This is a genomic window from Bacteroides cellulosilyticus (assembly GCF_020091405.1).
GTDB lineage: Bacteria > Bacteroidota > Bacteroidia > Bacteroidales > Bacteroidaceae > Bacteroides.
Genome location: NZ_CP081903.1, coordinates 5,004,077 through 5,028,179 on the forward strand (window position 1 = coordinate 5,004,077; position 24,103 = coordinate 5,028,179).

The following is a 24,103-nucleotide window of genomic DNA, read 5'->3' on the forward strand; positions in this document are numbered from 1 at the left end:
ACGAATATTTTCGATTTCTACAGCAAATATAAGCTATAAAAAAGATTTCACTGGAAAAATGTTACGAAATGAGCGCTAAAAACTCATCTTCGCTCATTATCTGTACACCTAGCTTTTGCGCTTTTTCCAATTTGGCGGGTCCCATATTTTCGCCTGCCAGGATAAAACTGGTCTTGGCAGAAATGCTACCTACATTTTTTCCTCCATTCTTCTCTATCAAATCTTTATATTCGTCTCTGGAGTGATGGGTGAACACACCACTGATTACAATAGACTGTCCGGCAAGCTTATTAGTATAGCCGCTCAGATCTTCTTCCTTCCGGTTAAACTGTAATCCGGCAACTTTCAGTCGCTCTATTAATTCTCTATTCAGAGGATTAGCGAAGTAGGAAATGATGCTTTGCGCTATTTTCTCACCGATTTCATCGATATTTATCAATCTTTCAAGATCTGCATTTTCCAGTTCTTCTATGTCAGTGAAGGACTTAGCTATTTTCTTTGCTACAGTTTCACCGACAAAGCGGATACCCAGGGCGAACAACGCTCGCTCAAAAGGTACTTCCTTACTTTGAGCAATACCCTTGATGATATTTTCCGCCGACTTATCTCCCATACGGTCCAGATTCCTGATATCGTCTACAATCAGCTTGTACAGATCTGCCGTATCCTTAATGAGTCCTAACCGGTAGAACATATCTACAGTTTCCGGGCCTAATCCGTCAATGTTCATAGCCTTCCGGCTGATGAAATGCTCGATCTTTCCTTTTATCTGAGGTGGACAAGCCGTTTCGTTGGGGCAATAATGCGCAGCTTCTCCCTCGTAACGGATTAATTTGCTGCCACATTCAGGGCAATGAGTGATGAACTTCACTTTTTCACCTACCATCATACTTCGGGCATTTTTATCTACTCCGGTAATTTTGGGTATGATTTCGCCACCTTTTTCTACATAAACCATATCGCCGACATGCAAGTCGAGCCCTTCGATGATATCCGCATTATGCAGAGAGGCGCGTTTCACGATAGTACCCGATAATTGTACCGGATCCAGGTTGGCAACAGGGGTTACTGCTCCGGTTCTTCCCACCTGGTAAGTCACCTTGTTTAAGCGGGTCAATGCACGCTCTGCCTGAAACTTGTATGCGATGGCCCAACGAGGAGATTTTGCGGTGAAACCGAGGTTTTTCTGCTGTTTCAGGCTATTAACTTTCAAAACAATGCCATCCGTGGCTACAGGTAAATTTTTCCGTTCCGTATCCCAATAATGGATGTAATCAAACACTTCCTGCAGGCTGTGACACTTCTTCATATGGTCGGAGATTTTGAATCCCCATTGTGCAGCTTTCTGCAGGTTTTCATAATGTCCGTCGCAAGGAAGTTCTTCGCCTAATAAATAATAAAGGTAGGCATCCAGTTTGCGGGAAGCAACTATAGCAGAGTTTTGTAATTTCAAAGTGCCTGATGCGGCATTACGCGGATTAGCGAAAAGAGGTTCTTCGCGTGCCTCTTTTTCGCGGTTTAGTTCCTCAAAGACTTCCCACGGCATTAGTATTTCCCCTCTGATCTCAAATAATTGGGGATAATCACCATGCAAAACAAGGGGGATAGTACGGATTGTCTTCACATTATCCGTTACATCATCGCCTTTTTCACCGTCGCCACGGGTTACGGCACGTATTAATTTACCGTTTTCGTATGTTAGTGAGATGGAAGTACCGTCATATTTAAGTTCGGCACAAATTTCAAAATCTTCGTTCAGGGCTTTTTGAGTGCGATCATAAAAGTCAGATACCTCACCTTCGGAATAGGTATTACCCAACGAAAGCATTGGATATTTGTGTGTCACTTGCGTGAAATTCTTATTCAAATCGCTTCCTACTCGCATGGTTGGTGAATTTTCGTCCTGATATTCAGGATGTTCTCGCTCCATCTCCTGCAATTCCCGCATCATGTCGTCGAACTCTTTGTCGGAGATTTCGGGAGCATTCAACACGTAATAATTGTAGTTGTGCCGATGCAGTTCGGCACGGAGTTGATCTATCTTTTCTTTTGCAGTCATAGCTATTTCAGATTGTTTGAACGCAAAAATACAGGTTTCTCCTCTAATATTTGTACTTTTGCAGAAAATTAAAATTAATATGCGCATTGATATAATAACAGTTCTACCGGAGATGATTGAAGGCTTTTTCAATTGCTCCATAATGAAACGTGCTCAGAATAAAGGGCTTGCAGAAATACATATTCATAATTTACGTGATTATACTGAAGATAAATATCGACGGGTGGATGATTATCCTTTTGGCGGTTTTGCCGGAATGGTGATGAAAATAGAGCCTATAGAGCGCTGTATCAATGCCTTGAAGGCAGAACGGGAGTATGATGAAATCATTTTTACGACTCCTGATGGTGAGCAGTTCAATCAGCCAATGGCCAATACACTTTCACTTACCCAGAACCTCATTATCCTTTGCGGACATTTTAAAGGTATCGATTATCGTATTCGCGAGCATCTGATCACTAAAGAAATCAGTATTGGAGACTATGTGCTGACCGGTGGAGAACTGGCGGCAGCAGTGATGGCGGATGCTATTGTCCGCATCATCCCCGGTGTTATTTCCGATGAGCAATCAGCGTTATCCGACTCATTCCAGGATAATCTTTTGGCTGCTCCGGTCTATACAAGACCTGCCGATTACAATGGTTGGAAAGTTCCGGAAATTTTATTGTCCGGGCATGAGGCTAAGATTAAGGAATGGGAGTTGCAACAGTCTTTGGAACGGACGCGCAGACTCCGCCCGGATTTGCTGGGAGAGGAATAAAACAGTTGTATAAAAATGGAAAAAGGACATTCGTAATGAATGTCCTTTTTTATGTAAAAGAGGTGCGAATGATATTCACTTGTTATTGGTTATACCTCAAGCGCACCGATAATTTCTTTCACGGACTTGTATCCATGTCTATCGAGATAGTCATTTATACCTTCCGCTACTTTAATTGTAACTGCCGGATCGATGAAATTTGCCGTACCGATTTGGATGGCTGAAGCTCCGGCAAGCATAAATTCCACTGCGTCTTTCCAGTTCATGATACCTCCTAAACCGATGACAGGTATTTTTACCGACTGAGCTACTTGCCATACCATGCGGAGTGCGATTGGTTTTACTGCTGCGCCGGACATACCACCTGTTACTGTAGAGAGTATAGGGCGCCTGCGTTCCGCGTCTATAGCCATTCCAAGCAGTGTATTAATTAATGAAACGCTGTCTGCACCGCCATTTTCTACTGCACGGGCTATTTCAGCGATGCTTGTCACGTTGGGAGACAGCTTTACGATAAGTGTCTTTTTGTAAGCTGCACGCACAGCTTTCACCACTTCTTCGGCTCCTTTTGCAGTGACGCCAAAAGCCATTCCACCTTGCTTTACATTGGGACAAGAGATGTTCAATTCAATGGCAGGAATTTTGTCAAGTTCATTAATGGCTTCCGCTGTTTTTACATAATCTTCTATGGCAGAACCCGAAACATTTACAATCATATTGGTTTCGATGTCCTTAATACGCGGATATATCTGTTCAACAAAGTAATTTACTCCCTTATTTTGCAGTCCCACAGCGTTTAACATACCTGACGGAGTCTCTGCCATACGCGGATATGGGTTACCTTCACGTTTGTGAAGAGTCGTGCCCTTTACAATTATACCACCTATTCGCGTAATATCAATGAAATCGGCAAACTCTTCACCATACCCAAATGTGCCGGAAGCCGTCATCACCGGATTCTTCATTTGTAATTCTCCAATATTTACACTTAAATCTGCCATAATAGTTTGTTTATATTAAAAACCGGACCTTCTTTACATACACATAAATGTCCTTCCGTTGTATTTTCCACACAACAGAGGCAAGCGCCTATACCACACGCCATTGTATTTTCCAATGATACTTCACAAGCTATATCTTTACTTTTGGCATATTTAGCCACCGCCATCATCATAGGCTTAGGACCACAAGTGTAAATCTGCTCGAATTGCACCTTATTCAATATGGAATGTTGTGTCACATATCCCTTTTCGCCATGACTACCGTCCTCGGTAGTCGTATATACATCACCATAAGCTGCAAACTGCTCCAGTTGCAACAAGTCCTTATCGCTTCTTGCTCCCAGAAGGAACGTCGGTTTACTGCCGTTTTTAGCTAATTGCTCGCCCAGATAAAGCATGGGAGCTATACCAACACCTCCACCTACTAACAGAAGCTTATCAGAAGCCTTTTCAAGCATTGTGAAGCCATTTCCCAAAGGAAGTACCACGTTGACCGTATCTCCGGCTTTTGCTTCGCCTAATTGCCTGGTTCCGTCTCCAATCAGTTGGATCAGAAACCACACTTCATTGCGTTGCCTATCTACATAATTAATGGAAATGGGGCGGCGCAAGAAAGTAGTTGGAGATCCGTCCACACGTATTTCTGCAAATTGTCCCGGAAGCATATCCGGAAGCGGAGACAGAGACGTCAGTTTCAACAGCACATAATTAGCGTGCAGTCGGACATTCTCAGTCACTGTCAAATCTAAAATGTATTTTTTCATTATCCTATATAAAAGAGGTGAATTTTATCTTTAGGGTACAAAGATAATGCAAATCGAATGCAGAACTTTCATGCTTGCATGAAAAAGTTCTGCATTCGATGCTTATCTTATCCAAAGATATGGGAAATTGTGCAAATAGTCGTTTATGAGCCTTACTTTTCGGGTTTAAACGTCTCGTACGTATTATCGTCGAAGAAAATTCTTATTTCAGTGATTTTTCTGGGAGGCCTTTCTTTATAGATAATCTCTTGTTTTACAATCTCTTTAGTGGCATTTACAGGCGTTTCTAATGCGATTTCCTTGCGATTTTCGGCCGGACCTGTCTCTTTGGACGGATTTACGGAATTCTCAGCGAATAATGGATAGTCGAATCCACTCTCGATAGAAGAGTCAGAATCGGAAGACGTATTACTCATTTCACCTTGTCCAGTAAGTAACCATTCCAAATTTATATCATTATATCTTTGATGTAGGCGAAGAATAACTTCTGTACTTGGATACTTATTACGCGGACCTAAAATATGTGAGATGGTAGCTTGAGCTACACCAATACTTTCGGCAAATGCGCCTGCGGTTAATTTTTCCCGATCCATGATCATTTTGAACCTATCTTTTATGCTCATAATTGTTGCGACATAGGTGATATTTACAATTGTATTAATTTTCTTTTAAATTACAAAAGTAAAAAAATGAAGTTACAAAAGCAAATTTAAAATGTGAATTCTTTCATATTACAATTGTATGTCAATTATTTCAAATGTTATTTATACAAATGTGATGATATATATTACCTAGATTTTTAACCCATATTTTTACTTTAATAAAACTATATATATTATTGGTTATTATGTGTATAAATTGAAGTTTTCTCCGTGATATATTCCATATTACAATTGTTTTCTCATTGATTTCTCTTTCTATAAACTCTTAGATCATATAAATTGTTATATGTATACTGATTATTAATATTTTAATTGTGATTTTATTCCTCGTTAACCCCTCTCCTATTACTTTTGTTATTTCATCATTATCTCATTAAAAACAGCTTTATTACAATTGTATATTATGCCTTTTGATTACGTTTGTTATATATATAATTGTTATATATCCAATTGTAAATATAGTGATATTACGTTTTTAATATTTCATAGTTGAAATAACAACTATTTCCTTTTCTAATTGCATTTATTCTTGATGATAGATTCGATATTGCAGAAAGAATTTGTTACACTAAAATAAGGAGAGTTCAATTGATATGTTCTAAAGTCTTCGTAATTGTAAATCCTTGCTTTATTTCTGTATAAATGATCGTGAACTTGGAATTTCTTAATTCTCAGGAGCTTATTTTAAACATATTTGATTGTAATACAGTGCATTATGCCCTATTTTTTAGTTCTAAAATTCTCTCATTCTAGAAAAATAATCTCTTTTTAAGTGAGAAATGACATAATGATAGTGAAAATAGCATTTTCTTCTCTATTACTGCTGATATAGTTAAAAGTATAATCTCTTCTAAAATAAGAAATAGATGATCTATTTCCATTGATCTGCTGACCACTTTCTAAATATAATTTTCCTTTTTCTAAGAAAAAGTATATTGTTTTCCTATAAAAATATGCCTGCTTTACTCGGGACAGGAGATTATATTATATAAAAACACATGGTCTATTTACATTAAACAGACCATGTGTTTATATCAGATAAATGGTCTGTTCATTGTATATAGACCATCTGTTTCAGCGAATATGTTGTATGTATTTCAGATACCCTTCCACACTCTATTACCTATGAACAGTACGTTTGAGAACAGTGGAAGGGGGTGAAGGAAAAGCTAAATTTCTTGTTTAATGAAGAGTGTATAGAAGAAAAAAGCTGTTAATGCAGAATCTTGAAGACCAGTTCGCGAAGAATATCCCCGTCACTTAAAGATGGATTTCCCACTCCTTTAGATTTTGCATCTGCATATCGTATTTCTCCGATAATTTGCATGGTCTTTACTCCATTATATCGGCGCATAGCTGCGAGATAGTCTTTGGCCTGCCAGGGGGTACGCAGTCCCAACATGTTGGCTATGCCTTGCTCCGATTTTTCAGGGGCATAATAGGCCAACATTAAGTTAGAAAAGAATCCAAAAAGTAAAGATAAAGTCATTTGAATTGGATTTGTCTTTGGATTTTCTTCAAAATATTTTATTATCTTATTAGCTTTCAGGACATCCTTTTCAACGAGGGCACTGCGTAATTCGAAGTTGTTATAATCCTTACTGATACCAATGTTCTTTTCTATCTGTTCGGGGGTAACGCGTGTATGACCTTTTGGAAGTGTAATGATCAGCTTTTCCAATTCTCCCGTGAGGCGACTGAGGTCGGCGCCAACGAAATCGGCCAGCATGGCAGTGGCTTTAGGTTCCACGTCAATACCTTTGCGTTTCATATAAGAAGTGATGAATGCAGGCAGTTGCGCATCCTTCACTTTTTTAGATTCAAACAGGACACCAGTCTTTTCGATTTCGGCAGCCAGCTTCTTCCTTCGATCTAGTACGCCATGTTTATGGCATATTACTAATATGGTAGAAAGCAGCGGTTTTTGGAGGTAATAAGAAAGCTCCTCCATATTACGGATATTCTGCGCTTCCTTTACCACCACCACCTGATGCTCGGACATCATCGGATAACGCTTGGCGGCATTAATAACGGTAGCTATATCCACATCTGCCCCGTAGACAACGGTCAGGTTGAACTCCTTTTCCGTTTCGGTCAGAATATTGTCTGTTATATAGTCGGCAATGAGGTCGATGTAATAGGGTTCCTCGCCCATGAGATAATAGACGGGACGGTATTGCTTCGCTCTCAGTTCCTTTAAGATGTCATCACACGTGATTTCCTGTTTTGCCATATTCGTTTTTACCAGTCGAATTTCAGATGTTTTACGGTTTTCTTCTCGTCGATAATCATACGCAGGGATGCGATGCCGATTTCAACGTGCTCGGTTACGTAATTTTGGGTAACCAGATTATCGCTTTTATCGGTTTTTACTCCTTCAGGAATCATTGGTTGGTCAGAAACCAGTAAGATGGCTCCGGTAGGGATGTGATTGGCAAAACCGCAGCTGAAGAGAGTCGCTGTTTCCATATCAACGGCCATGGCACGGGTTTTCTTCAGATATTCCTTGAATTCCTCATCATGCTCCCAAATACGGCGGTTGGTAGTGTATACGGTACCTGTCCAATAGTCGCGGGCATGGTCGCGAATGGATGAAGAAACGGCACGCTGCAACATAAATGCCGGCAGTGCCGGTACTTCGGGTGGGAAGTAGTCATTAGAAGTTCCTTCGCCACGGATGGCAGCAATGGGAAGGATGAGATCCCCTATTCTGTTTTTCTTATCAATACCACCGCACTTGCCCAAAAACAGGCAGGCTTTGGGCTGTATAGCACTTAGTAAATCCATGATAATTGCAGCGTTAGGGCTTCCCATACCAAAGTTGATGATGGTCATGCCTTCTGCTGAAGCAGACGTCATATTAGCGTCCTTACCAAGAACGGGCACGTTGAACTTCTCCGCAAAAATATCCACATACTTGTTGAAGTTAGTCAACAGAATATACTCTCCAAAGTCCTCAAGCTTACGTTTTGTGTAACGAGGCAGCCAGTTAGCTACGATTTCTTGCTTTGTTTTCATAAGATTTCATTAAATTTGTTCCCTAATACTTTAAGGAGCGATTATTTAACTCACAAAAGTACAATAAAAAAGTAGAATCAGGAAATTAAAACAGGATGAAACAGCATTTATTACTATTGCTATTTGGTTTGTTAAGTAGTGTTGTATGGGCACAGGAACAAGCACAGTGGCAGAATAATGACAGCCTGCGTTGGGAAGTTGCGGCCAGGGAACTGCAAGCGGGACATTATGAGAAAGCATGTAGTCTCTATATGGATGTGAATAGCCACATAATAGCTACTTATCAGGACATCAATTCTCGCAAAGTCGAAGATTTGCGAAACAAATACTCCATAGATGAAGTACAGTTGCAGAGAAATCTTCAGCAGAGTCGTTTGCTGCGTCTGATGTGGATTGCAGGAATCATTCTTATAGCCGTATTTATAGGCTGCGTTTTCTACATAAGAAAGCAAAACAGGCTATTGTCGCGTTCGCGTGAAGAACTGAATCGTGCGAAGACTTTGGCTGAAGAGTCTATCCGTAACAAAAGTCTGTTCCTTTCCAATATGAGCCATGAAATTAAAACGCCGTTGAATGCTCTTTCCGGATTTGCGGAGGTGCTCACGATGCCCGGTATTGATGAAGGGACGCGTGAACAGTGCAATGATATTATCCAGTTGAATTCGGAATTATTGTTGAAGCTGATTAATGATGTGATAGATATTTCGTGTCTGGATGTGGCGAATATGAAGTTCAATATCAAACATTGTGATGCTGTGTCTCTTTGCCGGAATGTGGTGAAGACCTTGAGTGCCATTAAGCAGACTGATGCGGAAATGATGTTTGAGACTGAACTAACTTCGTTGGAATTGCAGACCGATGCAGAACGCTTGCAACAGTTATTGATTAATTTGTTGGTGAATGCTACCAAATTCACGAAGGAAGGCAGTATCACATTGAAGCTGGAGCAGACAGATGATAATAAAGCGCAGTTTTCAGTGACCGATACCGGCTGTGGCATTCCTTTAGAGAAGCAGTCACGCATCTTCGGACGTTTTGAAAAGCTGAACGAGAAGGCGCAAGGAACGGGGCTTGGCTTGTCCATCTGCCAGTTGATAATCAAGCGTTTGAATGGTGACATCCGGATAGATTCAAGCTATACCGGAGGTTCCCGCTTTGTATTTATGCACCCTATAGTACAGGAGGTGCGGTCATGAAAAAGATAGGATTTATCATACTTTGCCTGTTGATGCCGGTGTTGATGCTGAAAGCGGAAGATACGCTGTCCGCCCGTGAGAAACTGGAAACAGAACAGCTCCTCTCCGCCCGGGATAAACAGTTGCGTGACAGCATTTTCTTTATCTATCACTCCATGTCGGGAGATACCGCAAGGCGTGTGAAGTTCATGCGTGACATGTTGCAGAAGAATATTGGTGAGAAATGGTCGGTAGAATTGCTCGATTCAGCATTAGTATTGGCTGTCGACAGCCAATATAGAGAAGAAGAAGTTGGTATTCGTTATGATTACTATCGTCATTATAAGTACCAGGTCGATACGGCACGGATGAACCAAGCGTTCAATACCTTGCGAACCGTCAGCCGGAAATATAAGATTTATGATCTTTATTTCACGGCATGGGGAGATATTCTTCAGTTCAGCACAGTGCGGGGAGATACGGAATATGTTCTTCTGGAGGCAGGACGTATGGAAGAAGAGGCCCGGAAATTGAATAATGTAACGGGCATTTACAACTCTGTGCTGACTACTGCCAGAGCTTTGAGAGCTTCTAAACAAGAGGATGAAGCAGTTAAGAGATACCGGGAAGCGTTGGAAATCCCCTATCTGCCTAAAGTGGATAAGGCAACGGTCTATAACGAAGTGGCCACTATTTATCAACTAAGAGGAGAATATGACAACATGCTTTCCGAGCTGAATATGGAGCGTGACATGATGGAGCAAGTATTGAAAGAATCACCTGAAAAGGCGGACAGTTATAGAGACAAAATGTTGGATATGGAACTATCGTACTGTGCCGTCTATCTGGATAATGCCGATCTTGGCAACCTGTTGAAGCATCTGCAACAAGCCCGGAAGTATTATTCATCAAACACTTTGTTCTCTTATAAGATAAAATACCGCATCATGTGGGGTGGATATTATTGCTTGAATGGAGACTGGGATAAGAGTTTCAATGAGTATGATACTGCTCTGGCTTCATTTGACGGCACGCAGCCATTGTATAAAATGTCGGTGTTTATCATAAAAGGAAACGCCCTTGAGATTGCGGGACGCTATAGGGAAGCTGCTGAGAACTACCTCCGTGGCGCAATCGAAATGGACTCCCTGAACCGGGATGTATTGCGTCTGCACGAAGAAGCGCATCAGGCTAACTACCTCATTCGCCAGGCTTTACTGGAACAGGCAGTGGCGGAGAGACATTATAATCTGCTGTTGGTGGGGTTGATTGTGTTGGTGATTGCACTCTTGGTAACATTGCTGGTTCGTGGCTTGCATGTGAATCGGATGCTGCTCAGTTCGGAAAAAGAAACGCGTGAAGCGTTGGAAACGGTGGAAGCTGCTAATAAAATGAAAGAGGTTTTCTTGCGCAATATCACCTACCAGATACGCGAACCGCTGAATATGGTGGTCGGTTTCTCCGAGGTGCTTTCTACTGAGAAAGGGTTGTCGCAGGAACAGATGGAGGAATACGCTGCTTTGGTGAAGAAGAGTGCCGGGCAGTTGTCTCAACTGATATTTGACGTGCTGGACCTTTCCCGTCTGGAATCCGGTATGATGAAGTTTAGTGTTGCGGAGTGTGATGCGGTGCAATTATGCCGCGATGCCAAGATGATGGTGGAGATGCAGGAAGGGAATGCGGTGCACTTACAATTCGATACAGAACTGGAGGTGTTAATGATACAAGCGGATAGCGGACGTTTCATGAAGCTGCTGTCGTCTGTGCTTTCTGCTTCTGAGGAGTACCAGGGGATAGCTTGGGTGGATTACACTTTAACCCGTGAAGATGAGTTCATGAAACTTGTCGTACATGGCAGCCCACTGCTGAAGGCAACGGAAGAAGAACAGCAACTCTGTCAGATACAGCATGACATCAACCGGCTTTATCTGGAAACTTTCAAGGGAAGTTATCAGATTGAGGTGGAAAATGGTAAGAAAGTAATTGTAATCACTTATCCTATATAATATAATGTTGTCACTAAACCTCCCTGTATTCGATGCCAAAGTGGTGAACCGTGAAGGAAAACCTGTCATTTTCGACGTGATACGCCGCCGTTATGTGGCGCTTACGCCCGAAGAATGGGTGCGCCAGCATTTTGTGCATTTCCTCTTGAATCATAAAGGATACCCGCAGGCATTGATGGCAAATGAAGTGCAGGTGCAGCTGAATGGTACAAAGAAGCGTTGCGACACTGTGCTTTACCGTCGCGACCTGACGGCAAGGATGATTGTGGAGTACAAAGCTCCGGATATAGAAATCACCCAAGCGGTGTTCAATCAGATTACGCGCTATAATATGGTGCTGAAAGTGGATTATCTGGTTGTGAGCAATGGGCTTCAACATTATTGCTGTCGCATGGATTACGAAAAAAATAGTTATACTTTCCTGCCAGATATACCTGATTATCAACTACTATAAGGTTAGCATTATCATGGCTGAAATGAGGTTGTGCCAGCGTTTTGACACAACCTCATCCTGAATTACTACTCTTTTTTCCTGCTGAATCGCTCCTGCAACTTCTGCATTAGCTCATAGAAATTCGGAATGTAGACTGTGGCAAGCAACGTATTCAGTGCCATACCGAATACTACTGCGGCTCCCAGTGCGATACGACTCTCCGCTCCCGCTCCTGAGGCAAAAAGCAATGGCATCACACCGAGTACAAACGCCAGCGATGTCATCAGGATAGGTCGCAAACGGATATGACCTGCTTGGAATGCTGCATCACGGATGGAGTTTCCCTCTGCGCGGAAATCGCGGGCGAACTCTACAATTAGAATACCATTCTTTGCGGACAGTGCCACAAGCAGGATAATACCGATTTGTGTATAGATGCTGACCGGTGTTCCCATTACCAGGCACCCGATCATTGCTCCCAGCAGTGCCACCGGCAGTCCCATAACCGCAGATACCGGACTCGTCCAACTCTCATATTGTGCTGCCAGTACCAGGAATGCAACCAGTAAGGCCATCAACAGTACAGTACTTGTGGTGGTTCCTGCCTGTGTTTCCTGATAGGCAACCGAAGTCCATTCGTAGCCAAATTCATCTCCTAATTGTTCGCGGAAGAGCTCTTCCATTTGCTGAATCGCTTCTCCCGAACTGCTTCCCGGCATCACGTTGCAGGTGATGGATGCGGTGGAGTACATATTGTACCGGTTTATCTGGTCCATCCCCAGTTGCTCTTCCACTTTGGTGAAAGCTGAGAACGGCACCATCTCTCCTGCCGCATTCGGTACGCTCAGTTTCAATACATCATCAATAACCCGCTGTGCATGGTCTCGCGCACCAAGTTTCACTTGATAAATACGTCCGAATTCCACGAAATCATTCACGTAGGCAGCTCCCATATAGTACCCCAATGTGGTGAAAACACTGTTTAACGGAATGCCCATCAACTGTACCTTATCACGGTCGACATTCAAGAAATACTGCGGCACGTTAGCTTGGTATTGGCTGCTGACACTGGCCAATGCAGACTTTGTGTGATATGTTTCCATCAGTGCCTCTACAGCGCGTTGCATCTCTGTCGCACCCAGATTTTTCCGATCTTCCAATTGCAACTGCAATCCTCCTGTGGCACCCAGTCCGGGAATGGCCGGGGGAACCATGGCGAACACTTCCGCCTCCTGTATGCCGTATGCCTGCGCATTGAAACGGTTGACGATAGCCTGTGCGGTGTGTTCTTTGCCTTTGCGTTCATCCCAGTTTTTTAGAATCACGAAATAGGTTCCGGAGTTGCTCTGTTCCCCTCCGCCCATCACGGAGAAGCCGGATATGCCGATGTAGTTTTTCACTTCGGGATAGCTGTTGAGGATTTCATTGATTTCCCGTCCTACGGTTTCCGTCCGTTCCAAACTTGAGGCGGGCGGCAACTGCACAACAGCGAGGAAATATCCGTCATCTTCTTCGGGGATAAATGTACTGGGCCACTTGATGAACAGAATAACTGCCAGAGCCGTAAACACTGCATAAGACAAAAGTGCGGCGCCCGGACGTCGGAGTAACCAGCCTACGGTCCTGTCGTATACTCCCTGTGTCTTGTCGTACACAAAGTTGAATCCCCGGAAAAGTGGAGATTTGGCAGGTTTGGTAGGTTGCAATATCAGAGCACACAGTGCCGGAGTCAGTGTCAGCGAGTTTATGCCACTCAATACGGTACTGGCGGCAATAGTCAGTGCAAATTGCTTGTAAAGTTGTCCCGAAATGCCGCTGATGAGCATTGTGGGGATGAATACGGCAAGCAACACCAGCACCACACCCACAATCGGGCCGGTAATCTCTCCCATCGCCTTGATGACTGCCTCCTGGGCACTGTATTGCCCGGTATCGAGCAATCGGCTCGAATTTTCTACCACCACAATGGCATCGTCCACCACAATGGCTACGGCAAGTATCAGTCCGAAAAGCGTCAGCGTGTTGATGGAGAATCCGAAGAGTGCCATCACTGCCAGAGTACCGATGAGTGATACGGGAATGGTGATACACGGAATGATGACTGCTCGCCAGTTTTGCAGGAAGAGGAAAATAACGAGTACCACAAGTAAGGTCGTTTCCAGGAAAGTCACCAGCACTTCGTCCACCGAAGCATGAATGACATCTGTCGTATCCAGCGTCACACTATAATCTATACCTTGCGGAAAGGATTGCGACAGTTCCTGCATCTTGGCACGCACCCCTTTGGAGACATCCAGTGAGTTGGAACCGGGCTGCTGGTAGATGGCAATGGCGGCAGTTGGCTGTCCGTTCAGGCGTGAAACGACGTTGTAGGATGCCGAGCCGAGGTCGATGTGCGCCACATCTCTCAAGCGAAGCACCCGTCCGCCTGTTTCGGTGCGCAGAATGATATTGCCGAACTCTTCGGGAGAAGAAAGTCGCCCTTTCACCGTAAGAGTGTATTGATAGGCGGGCGAACCACTGTTGCCGGAGGTTCCGGTTGCCGGCAGAGGTTGCCCGACGGTTCCGGCGCTGACTTCCACATTTTGCGCCTGTATGGCTTGGTACACATCGGATGCGGAAAGGTTACGGATACGCAGTGCTGCCGGGTCCAGCCAGATACGCATGGAGTAGTCGCCTGCTCCCATTACATTGACGGCGCCTACACCGGGCACGCGTGTCAACTGGTCGGCCAGGTTCAGTGTGGCATAATTACTGAGGTAAAGTCCGTCGTACTCCTTATTATCTGACGTCATTGTGAGGAACATGACGATGTTCGATGACTGTTTCTGCACCGTCACTCCCTGTACTACCACCGGTGTCGGCAAGGAAGCCTGCGCCACACTGACACGGTTCTGCACCTGTACGGTCGCCATGTCGATATCTGTTCCAACAGCGAAGGTGATGGTCAGCGAATAAGCACCGGATGAAGAAGAATTGGATGACATATAAAGCATGCCGTCTACACCGTTTACCTGCTGTTCGATAGGAATACCTACGGTTTGTGCCACCGTCTGAGCATTGGCTCCCGGATATACGGCGCTGACCTGTACGGTTGGCGGAGTAATTTCTGGATACTGCGCGATAGGCAGTATGCCCAGAGTGACCAATCCTGCCACTACAATCAGTAGCGCCAACACAGTAGCGAAAATGGGGCGGTTTATGAAGAATTTTGAAAACATGAATGTTAGGGTTTAGTTGTTAACTATTTAGTTGTTAATTATTTGCTGATAGGTTTAACCCTCATCCCTTCCCGCACTTTCATCAGCGCTTTAGTCACGTAACGTTCTTTAGGAGAGAGTCCGCCGGTCACTTGCCGGAGAGTGTCATCTATCAGTTGTCCCACCTCGATGTGGCGATAACGAACCATATCGGAGTCATTCACTATGTACACGTATTTTCCTAATTGGTCGGTGCCGATGGAGGCTTCTGAAACGAGTACCGCCTGACTTTCTTTGCCGTATGGCAAAGTGATGCTGACATAGAGTCCGCTTTTCAATAATCCTTTTGGGTTATCCAGCCGGGCACGCAGGTTTAAGGTTCCGGTGTTCAGGTCTACATTGGGTGCAAAGTAATCTAATGTAGCGGGATAAGGCTGTATACCGTTCTCACCAAGGTTGACGGTGACTTGTCCCGGTAGTGTGTCCTTTTGTTGGGATTCTCCTTGTTGCATCAGCATGGCAAGCCATTGATTGTCAGCAATATTAAAGTAGGTATACAACTGGTCATCCTTATAGATCGTGGCAAGCGTGACGGGTTGCACACTGCCACCTACATAACTGCCCACATCGACTTGATTCCGGCTGACAGTTCCGTCAAACGGCGCCCGGACTGTGCAGTAACCCAGATTCGTGCGTGCCGTATTCAGCGCAGCTTCGGCATTGCTGACTGCCGCTTGCGAAGTGGCGACATTCGATTTTGACTGTAACACCTGTATCTGGCTTACAGCATCGCTTTTCACAGCTTCCAGCATACGGGCATAGTTGTTCTGGGCATATTCCAGATTGGCTCGGGCGGTGTTCAGTTCCGCTTCCGCCTGTTCCACATTGTCCTGGTAAATAGTGGGTTCGATGACAAACAACACCTGCCCTTTCCGGACTCTGCTTCCCGGAGCATAGGCGATAGTTTGCAGGGTCCCGTTCACCCGTGCCACCAGGTCAACGGTCTTTTCCGAACTCAGATAGCCCGGATACTCTTTAGTCAGTGTGATGTCTTTCACCACCGGACTGGCTACGCTTATCTCCGGAACGGGCATCGCTCCGCGCGCTGCTTCTTTTTTGTCCCCACACCCCGTCAGCAACGGAATCAGCGTGAGGATGATGTACATTTTATTTTTCATATATGGTTATGGTTTAGGAATTATTACTCAGTTCTCTTTATATCCTCCTCCCAGTGCCTGGTACAATGACACCAGATACAGCAGTGAACTACCCTCCGCCTGCGTCAACTGGTTTTCGTACGTCAGTAGCGAACGGAGTGCATCCAGTACATTCTGGAAAGGGCTAAGTCCCTGTTTATAAAGCTCCAGAGAGAGTTTCAGCGTCTCTTGTCCCTGATTTCGTACTTCCCGGAGGGCGACAATCTGCTTGATGGAATTCCGGTAATTATTCATCGCATTATCCGTTTCCTGTACGGCGGTGAGCACGGTTTCGTTGAAGTTATGCACCGCTTCATCCAGTTGCGCACGTGCCTGTTTGGTAGCATTCACCAGCTTTGTTCCGCTGAACAGTGTCCAACTGAGGGTTGGGGCAATTTCAAACGTCATGCTTTTCCGCCTGGTCAGGTCTTTCAGATCCCGGGCGGCATATCCTACAGATCCTTTCAGGAATACTTGTGGCAGCCAGTCGCTTTTGCTGGCTCCCAATAGTGCAGCTTGTGCGTTAACCAGTCTCTCAGCCTGACGCACATCCGGACGACGGAGCAATAAATCAGCGGGTAATCCTACTCCGACGGGTTCCATGTAGTCGGGCAACTTTCCGATTCTTTCCAATGTAGGGCGTATTTCCTGCGGATAGGTTCCCAGCAGAATAGCCAGTGAGTTGATGTATTGGCTGATTCCGGATTCCAGTTGCGGAACAGATGCTTTAGTGCTGAAATACACCGACTTAGCCTGTGCTACATCTAGTTTCGATACAAGTCCCGTGTTGTAGCGTACTTCGGTGATGTTGAGCACTTCCTCCTGCGTTCGGCAGTTATGCATTACCACTTGCAGTTCCTGCTGTAGCTCCCGCAAGTTGATGTAGGCCGAAGCGACTTGTGCACATAGGGATATCTGTACGGAGATGTACTCTTCACGGCTGGCTTGGAATGTTTCCCGTTGTGCCTTCACCCGTTGCCGGATGCTTCCGAATATATCCAGTTCCCAACTGGCATTGAGCGACGCATCATAATAATGCGTGATGGATTGGGGCAATTCGGTAGTGTTGCCACTGCTTTGCTGGCGGAGCCATCCGCCATTTAAAGTAATAGAAGGGAAAAAATAACTGCGCTCCATCCGTAGGCTGGCACGTGCCTGTTCCATGCGGTCTATAGCTGCAAGTACGGAATAGTTTTCGCCGGATGCCACGCTGATAAGCGAGTCCAGCACCGGGTCGTTGAATGCTTTCCACCACTGGTCGTCTACCGGTAATATTTGTCCGCTGAATAAGTTGTCATTCGCGGATGCCATGGTAGAATTAGCGGTTCCTGCGGAAGTAGGGACCGTTTTAGAGTTCGGAACCACCGTATTCCCCCAGCCTCGGGGCAACGGTTTTTCCAGATAACGGTTGCCATTCTGTGCCGTGACGGCGGAACATAGGCACGATAAGAGCAGCACGCTGCCCCAAGCTTTAATCTTCATAGGTTTAGGTTGTTTTTGTGATACAGGCTTCATAACAACCTGGAACTCTATTTGTTTAGAGAAGATTAGGGAGGTATAATGGGATTCTGGCAGATGAATGTGGGTTGGTGTGGGTGATCTATAATTGAAGAAATGAATTAAAGATTGCTGATAAACTTTTGATAGATTATTGGTAATCAATAGATTGTATTTACCGAGTATTTACTACAGAGTGTAAAAGCATTTACTTCAGGATGTAACGACCTTTACCGCCTATTGTAACGACTTTTACCTCCTATTGTAACGACCTTTACCTCGGCATGTAAATGGAGTTACCGTGCGGGGTTAACAAAGTTACCATTTGGGGTAAACAGAATTTTCATGAAGGGAAACGATTGTGTACTTGTATAGTGTGTCTTTTCCTAATTTAGCTAGACGCTTTTTCTGTTTATAAACGATATCAGTAGACGGTTCTTTAGAATATTGTACTGATCCAGTAGTCACTTCTTCCGAAGTCATGCTGATATAGTATACACAGCAAAGTTCTTTTTTACCAATAGGAGAAAAATAATTTAGTAATAGGCTAATAATAAATTGGAAAATAAATTATCATTTATTTGTATATTGAAAACATAAAAAGCCCCTGCAAATAAAAACTTACAGGGGCAGACATTTCTTTTTGAGTAACTTATGGATTATTCCGCAGTCTTTCTTCTTCTCGTTGTCTTTTCCTTTACCTCTTCCTTGTGTTCGAGGGTTACACCAGCCAATTCCGGGTCAATCATGATACGTCCGCAATATTCGCAAACGATGATTTTCTTACGAGAACGGATATCCAATTGTCTCTGGGGCGGGATTTTGTTGAAGCAACCACCACAAGCGTCACGTTGTACATATACAATACCCAATCCGTTGCGAGAGTTCTTACGAATACGCTTGAAAGATTGGAGCAAGCGCGGTTCGATCTTAGTTTCAAGTTCTTTGGCTTTGTCTCTCAGCTTTTCTTCTTCTTGCTTAGTTTCAGAAATGATTTCGTCCAGTTCGTTCTTCTTAACGTCCAGGTCTTTCTGTCTTTCATCCAACGCTTCTGTGCTCTTTGCAGCTTCAGCAGATTTCTCCTGTTCCTGTGCAGCAAACTCTTTGATTCTCTTATCGCAAAGCTCCATTTCCAGAGTCTGGAATTCGATTTCTTTGCTCAGGAAGTCGTACTCACGGTTGTTGCGTACATTCTCCTGTTGTTCCTTGTATTTTGCGATAGAAGCTTTTGAAGTTTCAATCTCCACTCTCTTGGTAGCGATAGCCGATTTCAGTTCGGCTACTTCTGCCTTAATTCTGTCGATACGAGTGCTCAGACCGGCGATTTCATCTTCCAAGTCCTGTACTTCCAGCGGAAGTTCACCTCTTAAAGTCTTGATTTCATCAATCTTAGACAACATAGTCTGCAACTGGAACAGGGCTTTCAACTTCTGTTCCACGGTCAATTCCTGAGGATCTTTTTTTGCTTCTTTAGCCATTTTACTTATAAATATTTTATGGGGTTGGTATTCACTTTACACTGTTGCAGCGCAAGGTTAGGAAACAACTCCCGGATTATTGTATAGAATATTTCTTTTGTATATTGTTCGCTTTCGTAATGTCCTATCTCTGCCAACAGAATATCCATATCGTGTCCGAAGTAATCGTGATACTTGATTTCTCCGGTGATGAACACGTCTGCGCCGTTGCGTATGGCAAGCGGCATCAGGAATGCTCCGGCTCCTCCACACAGTGCCACGGTCTGTATTTCACGCCCGGTCAGCTTGTTATGCTTCAGACAGCCCACTTCAAAGGTCTTCTTGATGCGTTTCAGGAACTCCAACTCCGTTTCCGGTGTTTCCAGTTCTCCGATAACTCCTGCCCCAGCCTGTGTCCAGCTATTCTGCAAAGGATATAAGTCGAATGCAGGTTCCTCATACGGATGGGCACTCAGTAGAGCTTTGATAACTTCCGATTTCTTGTAGGCAGGTAATACGGTTTCTACCCGCACTTCCTTTTCCGTATGCAACTCTCCGATGCTTCCACAGAACGGGTGGCTACCCTCCTGAGCGCGGAAAGTTCCCTCTCCTTCTACATTGTAGCTGCATGCGTCGTAGTTTCCTATGCAACCGCATCCGGCTGCAAACAAAGCTTTACGAACATCTTCCGCCTGTGCTGTGGGTACAAAAGTCACCAATTTTACCAAAGCATTCTCTTTGGCTTCCAGCACGCGTACATCACTCAATCCTATTTTCTCGGCAATCTTGAAGTTCACACCTCCCGGAGCATTGTCCAGATTGGTATGTGCTGAGTAGATCACGATATCATTCTTGATTGCTTTCATGATACAACGCTCTACATAGTCCCTGCCCGTGATGGATTTATACCCTTTGAATATCAGCGGATGATGGGATATGACAAGATTGTACCCTAACGCAATCGCCTCGTCCAGCACGGCTTCAGTGACGTCAAGACACAACAAAGCCCCTGTTGCTTCCGCTTCTGTCAATCCGATTTGCAGGCCGGCATTATCAAATCCGTCTTGCAATGGCAGAGGCGCGAACCGTTCAAGGGCGCTTACTATCTCCTTAATTCTCATTATGTGAATAGAAAATTTCGGTGCAAATATAGTAAAAATGCACTGAATAACTGTTTGTTTTACTCTTTTTTTATATATTTGTTCGGATAATTGTAAAACTCTATACCATGAAAGCATTACTTTTCCCGTTTTTCGCTTTATTATGCATTCTTTTCTCGTGCCAACCCTCACCCAAAGCCCAGGATGGCGGTGAAGAGGATGCACAAGAGGAATTTGTGGATACTACTCCGAAGGCTACGGCTATCTTTTGGATAGATAAAAATAAGAAACTACCCAGTTATATGTCTGGTAAACCGGTTCCTATACGTACCTTAAAGGCTCAAGTTGAAATAGATACGGTAGGAAGTGTTGAGGTACTTTCTTATGTGAAGTCGCAGACAAAATCTGTAGAAAGGCATGTCAATTGGTGTCTTGAGACGTTTAAAGTAAAGAAAGTACTGATGGATAGTGCTTATATTAAGCCGGGTATACAGTATGTACAGCTTCGTTACACTCCGTCCAAAATGAAAGATTAACGTTTTTTCTTCTTTTCCTTTTTCTCTACCATAACTTCCAACAATTTTCCGTTGGCATCGAACGACTTACGCGATGCCAGCGAGATGGTAATCATCAGCGAAAGCATGGATGCCGTGAAGGTTATCACCATAATCATCATCTGATATTTGATGGCGACATTCGGGCTACTACCTCCCAGGATTTGTCCGATCATTGTGCCGGGCAGTGCCACCAGGCCCATAACGGCAATGTTGGCAATCAACGGGCTAAAGGATTTAATGATAGCCTGTTTGATGAAAGGCGCCTGCGCTTCCGCCCTTGTTGCGCCATTGCCAAGCAGGTAGCGATACAATTGCTGTTCCCGTTTCAATCCGCTGTAATAGGCATTCAGCGCAACGACATTACTGGATAACATGTTTCCCATCAAGATACCGAATATCGGAATAAAATACTGGGCACTGAACACATTTTCCAGCCGTAATACGATGGCAATGAAGTACATGCCGATGCAAACAACGCTACATAAAAAGCCGATGGAGATAGGAATGAACAGTATTTTCCGTTTCAGTTGGGTGCGTGCCAAGGCAGTTTGTGCGGCAACGAATATCATAATAATCACCCACAGAAAGTTGATCCACGGGTTATTCCAAAGAAACAAGTATTTCAGGTAGATGCCGATAAAGAAAAGTTGCACAATCATCCGTGCGATACCAATCACGGTAACCCACAATAGCCCTGTCCTGAACTTCCACAAGTAGAACAGCGGAATAAGCAACAGCAGTAATCCGATGGCTAAACTGGTATATGATATGTCGATAGTTCCCACTTTATTAATCTCTTAGTTATAGCGTTATCATCTGATTGCATCCTTGCGCAAATCCCTGGTCGTGGGAGACGGCGAGGATGGCACTTCCCTCCCTCATTCGTTTCCGGAAGAAAGCAAGTACTCTATCCGTAGAGTCCGAATCCAATGCAGAAGTCGGTTCATCCACGATCAGCAGCGGCTTTTGCATCAGGGTGGCTACGGCAATCATGATACGTTGCCGCTGTCCTCCGGAGATCTCATTCACACGTTTATCGTACAATTCCTCTTCCAGGCCCAATTCATCGAAGCAGGCAAATAGTTTGTCCAGTGAAAAGGGGGTATTCCGGTTAGCTTTCAGATTGAAAGGGAGCTGTACCATTTCCTTCACCCATTCCGATGGAAGCGCCAGTTCTTGCGGTATCCATGCCACTTGCCTGCGAATTTGGTCGATAGTTCCTTTTTCTAGTAAAATGCCGTTAACGGTGATACTCCCTGCTTTGAGGGGTACAAATCCTAAAACTGCATTCAGCAAGGAGGTTTTTCCCCGCCCCGATTGTCCGGAAATGCAGGCGATTTCCCCTTCGTGCAGTTGTAAGCAAAAACCGGAAAAAAGTGTATCAGCTCCGAAAGCGATGCATGCGTTGTCTATTTGAAGTATAGTCCTGGTCTCCATTTGAAAGCAAATATAGAAAGGAATTCTGAGAAAACGACGGATTATTGGCTGAAATCAGTATCTTTAAATAAGATAAGCTGCATTTCGGCATAACTTTTTCATGCAAGCATGAAAGTTCTGCACTCAATTTGCATTATCTTTGCTATCAGTTTTTAATAAAAGTGAGAATTATGATACAGAACGAACGTGCAAGCCGCCACGAACATGTGTTGGACGTGGCAAGGCAGATGATGACTGCTGCCCGTACCGCTCCGAAGGGAAAAGGTGTAGATATAATTGAAATAGCTATGGTCACCGGAGATGATTTAAAAGTATTGTCGGACAAGATGGTTGCCATGGTAGAAGAACACGGAATGAAGTTCTTTTTGCGGGATGCCGCCAACATTTTGCAGGCTGAATGTGTAATTATAATAGGTACGCGCGAGCAGGTGCAAGGATTGAACTGCGGCCATTGTGGTTATCCCACTTGTGCGGGACGCCCTGAAGGTGTGCCTTGTGCCGTGAATTCGGTCGATGTAGGTATAGCTATCGGTTCGGCTTGTGCCACGGCGGCCGATTTGCGTGTGGATACCCGTGTGATGTTCTCTGCCGGACTTGCTGCGCAGCAATTGGAGTGGTTGCCGGGATGCAGATCCGTGTATGCTATTCCGGTCAGTGCTTCGACCAAGAATCCGTTCTTTGACCGCAAGCCGAAAGAAGAAAAGAAAGAATGATAAATATGAGTGATACGTTCAATGCTGTTTTACCTGCCGAATGGGCGCCGCAAAGCGGAATACAGCTGACTTGGCCCCATGCCGGAACTGACTGGGCGCATATGCTTACGGAAGTACAAGCCTGCTTTGCCGCTATCGCACGCGAAATAGCCCAACGGGAATTGCTTCTGATCGTAACTCCCGAACCGGAGGAGGTCAAAAAGCAGATTTCAGCTACCGTCAATATGCAGAATGTCCGTTTCATGGAGTGTGAAACGAATGATACCTGGGCGCGTGATCATGGTGCAATTACCATGCTGGATGCAGAAGGTGCTTTGCTTCTTGATTTCATGTTCAATGGCTGGGGGCTGAAATTCGCTTCAGATAAAGACAATCTGATTACCCGTCAGGCTGTGGAAGCCGGTTTCCTGAATGGGCGGTATGTTAATCGTTTGGGGTTTGTCTTGGAAGGCGGTTCCATTGAGAGCGATGGTTTGGGAACATTGCTCACCACGTCCGAGTGTTTGCTTTCTCCCAATCGTAACGGACAGATGAGCCGCGATGAAATCGAAGAATATCTTTGTTCTGTATTTCATCTGAAACAGGTACTTTGGCTCGATCATGGGTATTTGGCAGGAGATGATACGGATAGTCATGTCGATACGCTCGCTCGTCTTTGCTCACCGGATACTATTGCCTATGTGCAATGCACCGATACGCAGGATGAACATTACGAAGCCCTACATCAAATGGAAGAGCAACTGAAAACCTTCCGTACTTTGAATGGAAAACCCTATCGTCTGTTGGCATTGCCTATGGTGGACAAGATTGATGAAGAGGGCGAACGCCTCCCCGCGACGTATGCCAATTTCTTGATAATGAATGATGCGGTGCTTTATCCTACTTATCGTCAGCCAGAAAATGACCAGCGTGCTAAAGAAGTCTTGCAGGAAGCATTCCCGCATCACGAGATAGTGAGCGTGGATTGCTGTGCATTGATAAAGCAACATGGATCGTTGCATTGCGTGACGATGCAATATCCAGTGGGATTGATGTAAGCGAAAGCTAAGTACCCTAATAATTTAGAAT

Annotated in this window: 20 protein-coding genes; 7 read left to right on the forward strand and 13 right to left on the reverse strand. The window is 44.5% G+C overall.

From position 1 onward, the window contains the following. Positions 1-61: 61 nt before the first annotated feature. Positions 62-2,059 carry an NAD-dependent DNA ligase LigA gene (gene ligA / locus K6V21_RS18895; RefSeq protein WP_224319533.1) on the reverse strand — a complete coding sequence of 666 codons (1,998 nt, stop codon included), beginning with the start codon at positions 2,057-2,059 and terminating at the stop codon, positions 62-64. Between the two features lie 79 nt (positions 2,060-2,138). Between ligA and trmD the strand changes: the two genes are divergently transcribed. After that, positions 2,139-2,819, forward strand: a complete 681-nt coding sequence (trmD, locus tag K6V21_RS18900) for a tRNA (guanosine(37)-N1)-methyltransferase TrmD (RefSeq protein ID WP_217713109.1) — start codon at positions 2,139-2,141, stop codon at positions 2,817-2,819. A gap of 89 nt (positions 2,820-2,908) precedes the next feature. Here trmD and K6V21_RS18905 read toward each other — a convergent pair whose 3' ends face one another. From K6V21_RS18905 to K6V21_RS18925, 5 genes are all read right to left on the reverse strand, one after another. Continuing rightward, complete coding sequence (locus K6V21_RS18905) at positions 2,909-3,820, reverse strand: dihydroorotate dehydrogenase (RefSeq protein ID WP_217713108.1); 912 nt, start codon at positions 3,818-3,820, stop codon at positions 2,909-2,911. Continuing rightward, the gene (locus K6V21_RS18910) at positions 3,808-4,584 is read right to left on the reverse strand and encodes a dihydroorotate dehydrogenase electron transfer subunit (RefSeq protein WP_224319534.1); all 777 of its coding nucleotides are present in this window, start codon (positions 4,582-4,584) and stop codon (positions 3,808-3,810) included. Before K6V21_RS18910 ends, K6V21_RS18905 begins: the two co-directional genes overlap by 13 nt. A gap of 152 nt (positions 4,585-4,736) precedes the next feature. Continuing rightward, entirely contained in the window at positions 4,737-5,207 is a 471-nt protein-coding gene (locus tag K6V21_RS18915; RefSeq protein ID WP_217713106.1) for a helix-turn-helix domain-containing protein, read from the reverse strand. Between the two features lie 1,252 nt (positions 5,208-6,459). Then, positions 6,460-7,479: a DNA polymerase III subunit delta gene (gene holA, locus K6V21_RS18920; RefSeq protein WP_022210439.1), complete on the reverse strand. Its 1,020-nt coding sequence runs from the start codon at positions 7,477-7,479 to the stop codon at positions 6,460-6,462. 8 nt (positions 7,480-7,487) lie between these two features. Beyond that, positions 7,488-8,264, reverse strand: coding sequence for an AMP nucleosidase (locus K6V21_RS18925; RefSeq protein WP_007214225.1), 777 nt, complete (start codon positions 8,262-8,264; stop codon positions 7,488-7,490). 95 nt (positions 8,265-8,359) lie between these two features. Here K6V21_RS18925 and K6V21_RS18930 point away from each other — a divergent pair, with 95 nt between their 5' ends. The 3 genes from K6V21_RS18930 to K6V21_RS18940 are packed head-to-tail and all read left to right on the forward strand — an operon-like array spanning position 8,360 to position 11,899. Further along, a complete protein-coding gene (locus K6V21_RS18930) occupies positions 8,360-9,460 on the forward strand; it encodes a sensor histidine kinase (protein WP_224319535.1) in 1,101 nt (366 codons plus the stop codon). After that, positions 9,457-11,445: a sensor histidine kinase gene (locus tag K6V21_RS18935; RefSeq protein WP_224319536.1), complete on the forward strand. Its 1,989-nt coding sequence runs from the start codon at positions 9,457-9,459 to the stop codon at positions 11,443-11,445. Before K6V21_RS18930 ends, K6V21_RS18935 begins: the two co-directional genes overlap by 4 nt. Positions 11,446-11,449: 4 nt before the next feature. Beyond that, the gene (locus tag K6V21_RS18940; protein WP_217713103.1) at positions 11,450-11,899 is read left to right on the forward strand and encodes a type I restriction enzyme HsdR N-terminal domain-containing protein; all 450 of its coding nucleotides are present in this window, start codon (positions 11,450-11,452) and stop codon (positions 11,897-11,899) included. Between the two features lie 65 nt (positions 11,900-11,964). Here K6V21_RS18940 and K6V21_RS18945 read toward each other — a convergent pair whose 3' ends face one another. From K6V21_RS18945 to K6V21_RS18965, 5 genes are all read right to left on the reverse strand, one after another. Then, positions 11,965-15,099 carry an efflux RND transporter permease subunit gene (locus K6V21_RS18945; RefSeq protein WP_217713102.1) on the reverse strand — a complete coding sequence of 1,045 codons (3,135 nt, stop codon included), beginning with the start codon at positions 15,097-15,099 and terminating at the stop codon, positions 11,965-11,967. Positions 15,100-15,137: 38 nt separating this feature from the next. Continuing rightward, entirely contained in the window at positions 15,138-16,256 is a 1,119-nt protein-coding gene (locus K6V21_RS18950; RefSeq protein WP_224319537.1) for an efflux RND transporter periplasmic adaptor subunit, read from the reverse strand. A 27-nt stretch (positions 16,257-16,283) separates the two neighbouring features. Beyond that, the gene (locus K6V21_RS18955) at positions 16,284-17,756 is read right to left on the reverse strand and encodes an efflux transporter outer membrane subunit (protein ID WP_224319538.1); all 1,473 of its coding nucleotides are present in this window, start codon (positions 17,754-17,756) and stop codon (positions 16,284-16,286) included. A gap of 674 nt (positions 17,757-18,430) precedes the next feature. After that, the gene (locus K6V21_RS18960; protein WP_217713099.1) at positions 18,431-19,249 is read right to left on the reverse strand and encodes a zinc ribbon domain-containing protein; all 819 of its coding nucleotides are present in this window, start codon (positions 19,247-19,249) and stop codon (positions 18,431-18,433) included. Between the two features lie 5 nt (positions 19,250-19,254). Beyond that, a complete protein-coding gene (locus tag K6V21_RS18965) occupies positions 19,255-20,349 on the reverse strand; it encodes a Nif3-like dinuclear metal center hexameric protein (protein ID WP_217713098.1) in 1,095 nt (364 codons plus the stop codon). 107 nt (positions 20,350-20,456) lie between these two features. On the opposite strand from K6V21_RS18965, the gene K6V21_RS18970 reads away from it, so the two are divergent. Then, positions 20,457-20,864, forward strand: a complete 408-nt coding sequence (locus K6V21_RS18970) for a DUF4891 domain-containing protein (RefSeq protein WP_217713097.1) — start codon at positions 20,457-20,459, stop codon at positions 20,862-20,864. Here K6V21_RS18970 and K6V21_RS18975 read toward each other — a convergent pair. Both K6V21_RS18975 and K6V21_RS18980 read right to left on the reverse strand, forming a co-directional pair. After that, positions 20,861-21,670, reverse strand: a complete 810-nt coding sequence (locus K6V21_RS18975) for an ABC transporter permease (protein ID WP_224319539.1) — start codon at positions 21,668-21,670, stop codon at positions 20,861-20,863. The two genes, K6V21_RS18970 and K6V21_RS18975, sit on opposite strands and share 4 nt — an antisense overlap. A gap of 16 nt (positions 21,671-21,686) precedes the next feature. Then, the gene (locus K6V21_RS18980) at positions 21,687-22,307 is read right to left on the reverse strand and encodes an ATP-binding cassette domain-containing protein (protein ID WP_217713219.1); all 621 of its coding nucleotides are present in this window, start codon (positions 22,305-22,307) and stop codon (positions 21,687-21,689) included. Positions 22,308-22,492: 185 nt separating this feature from the next. Here K6V21_RS18980 and K6V21_RS18985 point away from each other — a divergent pair, with 185 nt between their 5' ends. Beyond that, positions 22,493-23,035, forward strand: coding sequence for a ferredoxin domain-containing protein (locus K6V21_RS18985; protein WP_022391572.1), 543 nt, complete (start codon positions 22,493-22,495; stop codon positions 23,033-23,035). Next, positions 23,032-24,072: an agmatine deiminase family protein gene (locus K6V21_RS18990; RefSeq protein WP_224319540.1), complete on the forward strand. Its 1,041-nt coding sequence runs from the start codon at positions 23,032-23,034 to the stop codon at positions 24,070-24,072. Before K6V21_RS18985 ends, K6V21_RS18990 begins: the two co-directional genes overlap by 4 nt. The last annotated feature ends 31 nt before the right edge of the window (positions 24,073-24,103 follow it).

What these genes read in the sequence shown, in the direction of transcription:
- K6V21_RS18930 (WP_224319535.1), top strand. Translation starts at nt 8,360, where the DNA reads ATGAAACAGCATTTATTACTATTGCTATTTGGTTTGTTAAGTAGTGTT.
- holA (WP_022210439.1), bottom strand. Translation starts at nt 7,479, where the DNA reads ATGGCAAAACAGGAAATCACGTGTGATGACATCTTAAAGGAACTGAGA.
- K6V21_RS18970 (WP_217713097.1), top strand. Translation starts at nt 20,457, where the DNA reads ATGAAAGCATTACTTTTCCCGTTTTTCGCTTTATTATGCATTCTTTTC.
- ligA (WP_224319533.1), bottom strand. Translation starts at nt 2,059, where the DNA reads ATGACTGCAAAAGAAAAGATAGATCAACTCCGTGCCGAACTGCATCGG.
- K6V21_RS18965 (WP_217713098.1), bottom strand. Translation starts at nt 20,349, where the DNA reads ATGAGAATTAAGGAGATAGTAAGCGCCCTTGAACGGTTCGCGCCTCTG.
- K6V21_RS18945 (WP_217713102.1), bottom strand. Translation starts at nt 15,099, where the DNA reads ATGTTTTCAAAATTCTTCATAAACCGCCCCATTTTCGCTACTGTGTTG.
- K6V21_RS18905 (WP_217713108.1), bottom strand. Translation starts at nt 3,820, where the DNA reads ATGGCAGATTTAAGTGTAAATATTGGAGAATTACAAATGAAGAATCCG.
- K6V21_RS18915 (WP_217713106.1), bottom strand. Translation starts at nt 5,207, where the DNA reads ATGAGCATAAAAGATAGGTTCAAAATGATCATGGATCGGGAAAAATTA.
- trmD (WP_217713109.1), top strand. Translation starts at nt 2,139, where the DNA reads ATGCGCATTGATATAATAACAGTTCTACCGGAGATGATTGAAGGCTTT.
- K6V21_RS18925 (WP_007214225.1), bottom strand. Translation starts at nt 8,264, where the DNA reads ATGAAAACAAAGCAAGAAATCGTAGCTAACTGGCTGCCTCGTTACACA.
- K6V21_RS18910 (WP_224319534.1), bottom strand. Translation starts at nt 4,584, where the DNA reads ATGAAAAAATACATTTTAGATTTGACAGTGACTGAGAATGTCCGACTG.
- K6V21_RS18935 (WP_224319536.1), top strand. Translation starts at nt 9,457, where the DNA reads ATGAAAAAGATAGGATTTATCATACTTTGCCTGTTGATGCCGGTGTTG.
- K6V21_RS18985 (WP_022391572.1), top strand. Translation starts at nt 22,493, where the DNA reads ATGATACAGAACGAACGTGCAAGCCGCCACGAACATGTGTTGGACGTG.
- K6V21_RS18960 (WP_217713099.1), bottom strand. Translation starts at nt 19,249, where the DNA reads ATGGCTAAAGAAGCAAAAAAAGATCCTCAGGAATTGACCGTGGAACAG.
- K6V21_RS18940 (WP_217713103.1), top strand. Translation starts at nt 11,450, where the DNA reads ATGTTGTCACTAAACCTCCCTGTATTCGATGCCAAAGTGGTGAACCGT.
- K6V21_RS18990 (WP_224319540.1), top strand. Translation starts at nt 23,032, where the DNA reads ATGATAAATATGAGTGATACGTTCAATGCTGTTTTACCTGCCGAATGG.
- K6V21_RS18955 (WP_224319538.1), bottom strand. Translation starts at nt 17,756, where the DNA reads ATGAAGATTAAAGCTTGGGGCAGCGTGCTGCTCTTATCGTGCCTATGT.
- K6V21_RS18950 (WP_224319537.1), bottom strand. Translation starts at nt 16,256, where the DNA reads ATGAAAAATAAAATGTACATCATCCTCACGCTGATTCCGTTGCTGACG.